Source organism: Corallococcus praedator (genome assembly GCF_003612125.1).
GTDB lineage: Bacteria > Myxococcota > Myxococcia > Myxococcales > Myxococcaceae > Corallococcus > Corallococcus praedator.
Window position 1 is genome coordinate 1 of the sequence record NZ_RAWI01000396.1, and the last position, 8,336, is coordinate 8,336.

Genomic DNA, 8,336 nt, shown 5'->3' on the forward strand with positions numbered 1-8,336 from the left:
GTCCACGTCTCCCCCGGTGGGCCTGCCGGACGCGCTGGAGTTCGACCCCACCGCCGCGCCCGTGGATGACCTGGAAGCGGACCTCTCCGCGCCCCTGCCGCCCCCGCCCGCCGCGGGGCCCACGGACGGCCTGGAGATGCTCAGCTTCATCGACGACGCCGCCAGCAAGGACAGCGGCGGGCGCATGCAGGTGAAGCGCTTCCACGTGCGCCGGCGCTCCGGGAAGATGTTCGGCCCGTTCGAAGAGGGCGTCATCGTCAAGATGCTCGAGGACGGCCAGCTGCTGGGCAACGAGGACGTCTCGCCCGACTCGGAGAGCTGGTCCGCCATCGGCACGGTGCCCATCTTCGCCAGCGCCATCCAGCGGCTGATGGAGGGCCCCGCCAAGGCGATCCCCGTCGCGGCCTCCGCGGCCCAGGCGGGCACGGAGACGGCGGGCACGGAGCCCGCGAACGGGCAGGCCAGCATGGAGCGGCTGCGCCAGCTCTATGAAGGCCGCATGGCCGCGGTGTCCGTCGTGGACCGCAGCGCCGCCGACCTCAAGTGGAAGAAGCGCATCCCCTTCCTGGTGGCCGCCGGCGTGTCGGTGCTCGTGCTGGGCACGGGCGCGGGCTTCGAGGCCAGCCGCTACGGCGCCTTCGGCCGCCACAAGTTCTTCCCCGCCAGCGTGTCCTCGGGCTCCCCCCAGGCGAAGCTCGTGGCGGAGGCGAAGCTGGGCCTGCTGAGGGACACCTACGCCAGCTACCAGGAAGCGCGCGACAAGAGCGCCCAGGTGCTCAAGGGCAAGGAGTACCCGGAGGTCCGCGCCCTCTGGTGCCAGTCGGTGGCCTACCTGCAGCGCCGCTACGCGGCCGCGGAGCGCGCCGACCTCAACACCTGCCAGAAGCAGGTGGAGGCCATCGAGCTGCTGGGCGAGAAGAACGTGGAGGTCCTCAAGACGAGCGCCGGGCTAGCGCTCAACGCCCGCAAGGGCGCGGAGGTGCAGACCCGCCTGCGGGACGCGTACAGCCGCGAGGGCAACCAGGGCGACCTGGAGCTCGCCTTCCTCCTGGCGGAGACCTACGCGCAGCAGAAGGACAACGCCAACGCCATCGCCACGCTGAAGAAGGTGCTGGAGCGCGACGCGAAGTCCGCCAAGGCCCACCACGCGCTCGGCAACCTGTACCAGGCGGCCGGCAAGGCCGACGAGGCCGCCCAGGCCTACGCCGCCGCGCTGCAGGCCGACCCGCAGCACGCCGCGTCCGCGGTGGAGCTGGCCGCGGTGGAGCTGCTGGTGCGCAAGGCGAACATCGAACAGGGCGCCCAGGCCGTGGAGAGCGCCCTGAAGCTGCAGAGCGAACTGGGGCCCGCCGAGCGCGCCCGCGCCCGCGGCCTCAAGGGCGTGGCCCTCTTCCAGCAGTTCAAGCCCAAGGAGGCGGAGGCCGAGCTGAAGGAGGCTCTGAAGGACAACAAGGACTCCACCTTCATCAAGGCGCAGCTGGCCCAGGTGCTGCGCTCGCAGCGGGACTACGACGGCGCGCTGCCCCTCTTCGAGTCGCTCGCGAAGGACGACAACGGCAACCTGGAGTACGTGGATGGCCACATCACCTCGCTGGTGATGACGGGCAAGATGCAGGACGCGCTCACCGCCGTGGAGGCCGCCAGCAAGGGCTTCCCCAACGAGGCGCGCATCGCGTACCTCTACGGTCGCATCGAGGACGCGCTCGACAAGCCCGTGGACGCGGAAGGCCACTTCAAGCGCGCCACCGCCGCGGACGCGAAGCTGGTGGACGCCGGCCTCTACCTGGGCCGCCTGTACCTGCGGCAGCACCGCAACGCGGACGCCCGGGCCCTGCTGGAGGCCGCCGCGGCGCAGGCGCCGGACCACGCGGGCGTGCACGCGGGTCTGGGAGAGCTGGCGCTCGCGGAGAACAACAGCCTGCTGGCGCAGCAGGAGTTCGACCGCGCCGTGCAACTGGACCCCAACCTGGCGGACGCCCACCTGGGCCTGTCGCGCGTGGCGCTGCTGGGCGGCGATGCGACCCGCGCGGAGACGGAGGCCAACCGCGCCCTGGAGCTGGATCCGCACCTCTTGAAGGACGGACGGCTGCAGCGCGGGCTCGTGCTCTGGCGGCTGCACCGGCTGGACGAGGCCGCCGCGGAGCTGGAGAAGGCCAAGCAGGAGGACCCCCGCTCCACCACCACCCCCATCACCCTGGGCGCGGTGCTCCTGGAGAAGGGCGACCTGCCCGGCGCGGAGAGCAACCTGGGCCTCGCGCTGCGCAACGAGCCCTCCAACCACGAGGCGCTCTACTACCTGGGCCTCGTGCGCGCGAAGCGCTCCGAGTACACCCAGGCGCTCGACAGCATGAAGAGCGCGGTGGAGCGCGCGCCCAAGCGCCCGGACTACCACTACGCCTACGGCGTCATCCTGCGCGACGCGAAGAAGCTGCCGGAGGCCGTGGAGCAGTGGCAGTCCGCCGTGGCGCTGGACGCCAACTACGCGGACGCGCACGAGGCCCTGGGCCACGCGTTCCTGGAGAAGGCCGACTTCGACGGCGCCATCGCCTCCTTCGAGGCCGCGCTCAAGGCGGATCCGCAGCGCACGCGGGTGATGGGCGCCATCGGTGACGCGCTCTTCAACGCCGCGCGCTGGGACGACGCCGTGCGCCGCTACCAGGCGGCCATCAAGGCGGATCCGAAGCTCACGTACGTCTACTACAAGGTCGCGCGCGCCTTCACCGAGCAGGCCCAGCACGCCAAGGCCATCGACTGGTACCGCAAGGCCACCGCCGCGGAGCCGGAGAACCCGCAGCCCTTCTACTACCTGGGCTTCGCCTACAAGGAGCGCAACAAGCGCAAGGACGCCATCTCGGCCTTCAAGGAGTACCTGGTGAAGAAGCCGGACGCGGCGGACAAGAAGGACATCGAGGACGAAATCTACGACCTCGAACACTGACCGGCCTCCCGGGGCGGGCCTCCGGGTCCGCCCCGGGGGCAGTCGGTCAGGCCGTGGGGGCGGGGTGCGTCCGGCCGTGAGCACGCCGGACGTGGTGAGCCTTGCCGGCCCACGCCCGGGATGACTACAAGGCGTCCCCCTATGCTGGACCTCCGGAACGTTGCGCAGAACTTCGATGCGGTCGTCGCCCGACTGAAGACGCGGGGCGGCAGCCTGGACCTCGGGCCCTTCCAGGCGCTGTTCCTGGAGCGCCGCGACCTCTACGTCTCCATGGAAGCGCTGGCCGCGCGCCGCAACGCCGCCAACGACGAGATGAAGCGCAAGGCGAAGGAGGATCCGTCCGCGATGGAGAAGCTCCGCGGCGACCTGCGCGGCGTCTCCCAGGAGATCAAGGAGAAGGAGTCCCGCCTCAAGGAAGTGGAGGAGGAGCTCAACCGCATCCTGCTGCTCATCCCCAACGTGCCCCACGAATCGGTGCCCGTGGGCGCGAGCGCGGACGAGAACGTCCAGGTGAAGGCCTGGGGCGAGAAGCCGAACCTGCTCTTCACCCCGAAGCAGCACTTCGAGCTGGGCGAGTCGCTGGGCATGCTCGACTTCGAGCGCGCCGCGAAGGTGTCCGGCAGCCGCTTCACCTTCTACAAGGGCGCCCTGGCGCGGCTGGAGCGGGCGCTCGTCACCTTCATGATCGATGTGCACACGCAGAAGGGCTACACGGAGCTCTTGCCGCCCTACCTGGTGCTGCGCGAGACGATGATGGGCACCGGCCAGCTGCCCAAGTTCGAGGACGACGCCTTCAAGACGTCCGGCGAGCCCGAGCGCTTCCTCATCCCCACGGCGGAAGTGCCCGTCACGAACTACCACGCGGACGAAATCCTGGAGGGCGACCAGCTCCCCATCCGCTACTGCGCCTTCAGCCCCTGCTTCCGCGCGGAGGCCGGCGCGGCGGGGCGCGACACGCGCGGCCTCATCCGCCAGCACCAGTTCCACAAGGTGGAATTGGTGAAGTTCGCCCCTCCGGAGAAGAGCCTGGAGGAGCTGGAGGCCATGACGGACGACGCGTGCGACATCCTGCGCCGGCTGGGGCTGCACCACCGCGTGATGCTGCTGTGCACCGGGGACATGGGCTTCGGCGCGCGCAAGACCTACGACATCGAGGTCTGGCTGCCGGGCCAGGGCGCGTACCGGGAGATTTCGTCCTGCTCGGACTGCGGCGACTTCCAGGCCCGCCGCGCGAAGATCCGCTTCCGCGCCCAGAAGGGCGACAAGCCCCAGATGGTGCACACCCTCAACGGCAGCGGGCTGGCCGTGGGGCGCACGAGCATCGCCATCCTGGAGAACTACCAGCGGGAGGACGGAAGCGTCGCCATCCCGGAGGCGTTGGTGCCGTACATGGGCGGCCTGAAGGAGCTTCGCCCCCTGTAGCGCGCGAAAAGATGGGGCCCCGTCAGGAAAAGGGGCCAACAACCATCTTGCACGCGAACCGAAATGATGTAGAAGGGCGGCCCCACGGGCGCGGTTGGCCCGAGGGGGACCGACGGCACAAGTTGTGGAGGCGTGGCCGAGCGGTTGAAGGCAGCGGTCTTGAAAACCGCAGAAGGTGAAAGCCTTCCGTAGGTTCGAATCCTACCGCCTCCGATTTTGGACTTGAGTTTCGCGGGTCTTTGACAGAGAAGAGTTGGAGAGATGGCCGAGAGGCTGAAGGCACAGGTTTGCTAAACCTGCATACTCGTAAGGGTATCGAGGGTTCGAATCCCTCTCTCTCCGCCATCAGTCGTAAGCAGTAACGGAAGACATTGCTCCCTTAGCTCAGCTGGATAGAGCGTCGGACTACGAATCCGAAGGCCGGAGGTTCGAATCCTCCAGGGAGCGCCATCTTCTTTTTGTGGCGCAGGACTCATGAGTGACGACATCGCTTTCATGCAGCAGGCACTTGTGCTCGCGCGGGAAGCAGCTTCACTCGGAGAAGTACCCGTCGGTGCGGTAGCGGTGCTGGACGGAAACGTCGTGGGCACGGGCTTCAACCGGCGCGAGTGCGACCGAAACCCCTTCGCCCATGCAGAGATGCTCGCGCTGGATGCCGCTGCGAAAGCACGCGGTGCCTGGCGCCTTTCTGGCGTCACCCTGTACGTGACGTTGGAGCCGTGTGCCATGTGCGCCGGTGCGCTGGTGCAGTCTCGCGTCACCCGACTCGTCTTTGGTACGATGGATCCCAAGGCGGGCGCGGTCGGTTCGCTGTACAATCTCGTAGAGGAGCCGCGACACAACCACCGGCTCCAGGTCACAAGCGGTATCCTGGCGGAGGACTCTCGCCAGCTTCTCAAGACGTTCTTCGAGCGCTTGCGCGCGAAGCGACGTGAAAACTGAATACTTGGAGAGCTGGCCGAGTGGTCGAAGGCACCTGACTCGAAATCAGGCGTACCGGTAACGGTACCGTAGGTTCGAATCCTACGCTCTCCGCTCCATTGTCCTTGGAGAGGTGGCCGAGCGGTTGAAGGCACACGCCTGGAACGCGTGCATATCTGAAAGGGTATCGTGGGTTCGAATCCCACCCTCTCCGTTGTTAGCTTCGAAGTACAGAGTTTGTGGTCGGGCACCACGGGCGTGGGGTGGACGCTCACGGTCGCGGTGCCGGTGCCGGACAGGCGCAGGCCGCCGGAGGATGGCAGCCAGGACGCGCCCGGGGTCAGGTCCACGCGGCCCCCGCGAGCGCGCTCCTGGCCCTGATCGCTGGCCTCCAGGTGCGTCAGCGACGTGAGCAAAGTGGGTTCACCGCGCGGCAGCAGGCGCACCTTCGTGGCGCCCTCCAGCACGTCCTCGCCCAGCAGCGACGGGCGGAGGATCATCTGCCCGCGCGTGGGGATGGAGAGCGCGACGGTGTCCATGATGGACGCCAGGTCCACCTGAGAGCCCGCCCACAGGTCCACCTGCACGTCGACGGTCATGGCCCGGGGCGCCCGCAGCCGGCTCAGGTACGTCCGCCCTTCCTGCGAGCGCTCCGGGGGCTCCAGCCCCAGTGCGTCCGCGATGCTGTCGGCCACGGGCAGCACCTCCACGCTGGAGCGGAAGTCGAGCGACGGGATGCCGGGGTCCGCGCTGATGGCGATCCGCCCACCCTCCGCGTCCCACCGGCAGGTGACGGCGGCGAGCGCGGCGAGCAACAGGGGGTCGGTGAGCGGCGCCCCGGAGGGCTCCTGGAACTGGCCTCCGGCGAGCGCGTCCGCGAGCTTCGTGTTCAGCGCCGCGACCAGCGCGGGGCCCGTCGCGGCGGCGCCGAACGAACCGCCCGGAAGGCCCGTCAGCGTGACGGTGGCGCTGCCATCCAGACGCAGCTTGAGCGCCCCTCCCCCGGGCACGCTGTCCGCAGGGCCGCGCGGTCGTCCAATCAGGTGGCCCGGGATGCGGACGGTGGAGGTGGCGGTGCGGCCGTTCTCGCGCTCGGGTTCGGGATGCAGGCCCAGCGGACCGACGACGGAGAAGAACGGCACGCGCGAGGGCCGGTAGCCTTCATCCACATAGCCATGCGCGGCGAAGACGCGCACGTCACCGCTGCGCAAGGCCATCCGGCCCTGCCACAGCAGGCCCGTGAGGATCTCACGAATCACTCGGCGTCACCGGCCCACGACGGGCAAACCCATCGCGATTCGAGCTGCTGCGTCACGGCACCCCCCGGACCCGCGGAACCTGAATGTCTTCACCACGGCTTGAGACTTCGCGCGGCGACAATGGAGCAGAAGCTCCGCGGCCGTCAACACCGAGCGTGTGTCAGTTGTTGCCTTGCAGTGTGACAAAACCAACGATTGAGCAGCCCTGGAAGACAGGTAGACAGCGCATCAATCACAAGCATCCCGGGAGCCTGCGGGCGGACATGCGCCGCCTCGCATCCGTCCGCGCCACTCATCAGGCACGCGTGCGCACGCCATCCTCCCGCGTGGGGGAGTGCCCGATGCAATTCACTGACTTCGTGGCCCTGGCCGCGCGCCTGTTCGAGGCCGCGGGGGTGGGAGTGATGGTGGTGTGGTCGGTGGCGGCCGTGGGGCTGGTCGCCGTCCGCTACCGGGGGACGCGGCGCCGGGATGGCATCCGGGTGCTGCGCCACCACCTGGGCAGCGCCATCCTGTTGGGATTGGAACTGCTCGTGGCGGCGGACATCATCCGCACGGTCGCCGAGTCCCCCACGCTGCAACAGGTCCTCATCCTGGGCCTCATCGTCCTCATCCGGACCTTTCTCAGCTTCACGCTGGAGGTGGAGATCGAAGGACGCTGGCCCTGGCAGCAGGGGCGGCAGGACGGAGAGTGTCCCGACGCGGATGAAGCCCAGGGAGGCGGGCGCGAGCCCCCACCTCCTTGAGCTGTCATTGAGAAGTCATTCGCGCCGGTCGTCTGGCTTCAGTGGCGGGCAGGCGCGGTGCGGGTCCGCGCCACCCATTCACGCCAGGGACCCACGTCCTCGCCCAGGTCGCGGCCCGCGAGGACCGTCAGCACCTTGCGCGCGGGTTCCCGATCGATGGCCTGCTGCATGCCCGCCATCTCCACCAACGCCTCCCCCGCCTGGTTGAGGATGGCCTCGCGCCGTGCCGCGCCTTCCGTCTCCACCAGGCGCACCAGCGCCCAGGCCGCCTTGTTGCGGTCGCTGGACAGCGGGAACCACAGCGCCTCCAGCACGGGCTCCAGCGGGATGAGGACCTTTTGCTGTCCCTCTTGCACGGCGCCCAGCAGTCGCAGGACTTCGTTGCGGACGCCCTCGTAGGGGTCGTTCACGGAAGGCAGGAGGTGGCGCACCAGCTCCTCGCGCGAGCGCACGTAGGACAGGAGGATGGCGGCGGTCATCCGCTTCCCATCGTCCCGGTCCTCGCGCAGCACGCGCACCAGCGCGTCGGTGTTCCGGGGCACCCCGGTGAGGAACTTCGCTTCGAGCGGCGCAAGCTCGGAGTGGTTGAAGCCGCCGTAACAGGTCAGGGCCAGACACCCTCCCACGGAGGTCTCCCGCACCGCATGCTCGCGTCGCAGCTTCCAGTAGGTCTGCTGGTAGGCCCCCCACGCGGCGATGAGCCCTTCGGGATCCTCCACCGTGCCCGTGGGCGCCGGAGCGAAACGCATCCGCCATTCGTCGCCCGGCTCCACCAGGTCCACCGTGACGCGGAAGGTGTGCGTCGGCGGATAGGTGACCATGGAATAGCGGCAGAACGGCAGCGGGTGCGCCGCCAGGAGGCGGGGCTTGCTCTCCAGCAGGTACGGCGTGAACTCGCCTGCCTCCAGGTTGAAGCGCGCACCGGGCGCGGGCATGGCGATGAGCCGGAGCAATTCCTCCCGGGGAAGCTTGCGGATGCCGAACACCTCCACACCTTCGAAGAGGTACAGGGACGCGGCGGTCGCGGGCGCGCTGGGGGCGGCAGCGGCG

At 69.0% G+C, this 8,336-nt stretch carries 7 protein-coding genes and 5 tRNA genes; 11 read left to right on the forward strand and 1 reads right to left on the reverse strand.

All coding sequences use genetic code 11. The annotated features are described in order from the left end of the window. From D7Y13_RS33885 to D7Y13_RS33930, 11 genes are all read left to right on the forward strand, one after another. Window positions 1-2,938, forward strand: a 2,938-nt coding sequence (locus D7Y13_RS33885) for a tetratricopeptide repeat protein (protein ID WP_120630903.1), incomplete at its 5' end; no start/stop codon positions are given. 141 nt (window positions 2,939-3,079) lie between these two features. Then, the gene (gene serS / locus D7Y13_RS33890) at window positions 3,080-4,360 is read left to right on the forward strand and encodes a serine--tRNA ligase (RefSeq protein ID WP_120537859.1); all 1,281 of its coding nucleotides are present in this window, start codon (window positions 3,080-3,082) and stop codon (window positions 4,358-4,360) included. A gap of 126 nt (window positions 4,361-4,486) precedes the next feature. Then, a tRNA-Ser gene (locus tag D7Y13_RS33895) sits at window positions 4,487-4,573 on the forward strand. A 42-nt stretch (window positions 4,574-4,615) separates the two neighbouring features. After that, a tRNA-Ser gene (locus D7Y13_RS33900) sits at window positions 4,616-4,705 on the forward strand. Window positions 4,706-4,733: 28 nt separating this feature from the next. After that, a tRNA-Arg gene (locus D7Y13_RS33905) sits at window positions 4,734-4,810 on the forward strand. A gap of 24 nt (window positions 4,811-4,834) precedes the next feature. Next, window positions 4,835-5,302 carry a tRNA adenosine(34) deaminase TadA gene (gene tadA / locus D7Y13_RS33910; RefSeq protein ID WP_120537858.1) on the forward strand — a complete coding sequence of 156 codons (468 nt, stop codon included), beginning with the start codon at window positions 4,835-4,837 and terminating at the stop codon, window positions 5,300-5,302. Between the two features lie 6 nt (window positions 5,303-5,308). Then, a tRNA-Ser gene (locus D7Y13_RS33915) sits at window positions 5,309-5,395 on the forward strand. Window positions 5,396-5,408: 13 nt separating this feature from the next. Then, a tRNA-Ser gene (locus D7Y13_RS33920) sits at window positions 5,409-5,495 on the forward strand. 194 nt (window positions 5,496-5,689) lie between these two features. Beyond that, complete coding sequence (locus D7Y13_RS45985; RefSeq protein WP_158626178.1) at window positions 5,690-5,842, forward strand: hypothetical protein; 153 nt, start codon at window positions 5,690-5,692, stop codon at window positions 5,840-5,842. 36 nt (window positions 5,843-5,878) lie between these two features. After that, window positions 5,879-6,439, forward strand: a complete 561-nt coding sequence (locus D7Y13_RS33925; protein WP_147452553.1) for a hypothetical protein — start codon at window positions 5,879-5,881, stop codon at window positions 6,437-6,439. Between the two features lie 442 nt (window positions 6,440-6,881). Then, on the forward strand, window positions 6,882-7,286 hold the full coding sequence (locus D7Y13_RS33930; RefSeq protein ID WP_120630905.1) for a DUF1622 domain-containing protein: 405 nt from the start codon (window positions 6,882-6,884) through the stop codon (window positions 7,284-7,286). A 38-nt stretch (window positions 7,287-7,324) separates the two neighbouring features. Here the strand turns inward: D7Y13_RS33930 and D7Y13_RS45990 are convergent. Next, window positions 7,325-8,336: HEAT repeat domain-containing protein (locus D7Y13_RS45990; protein ID WP_158626179.1), on the reverse strand; the 1,012-nt coding region annotated here is incomplete at its 5' end.

Coding starts and splice junctions, on each gene's coding strand:
- tadA (WP_120537858.1), top strand. CDS start 4,835: ATGAGTGACGACATCGCTTTCATGCAGCAGGCACTTGTGCTCGCGCGG.
- D7Y13_RS33925 (WP_147452553.1), top strand. CDS start 5,879: ATGGCCCGGGGCGCCCGCAGCCGGCTCAGGTACGTCCGCCCTTCCTGC.
- D7Y13_RS33930 (WP_120630905.1), top strand. CDS start 6,882: ATGCAATTCACTGACTTCGTGGCCCTGGCCGCGCGCCTGTTCGAGGCC.
- serS (WP_120537859.1), top strand. CDS start 3,080: ATGCTGGACCTCCGGAACGTTGCGCAGAACTTCGATGCGGTCGTCGCC.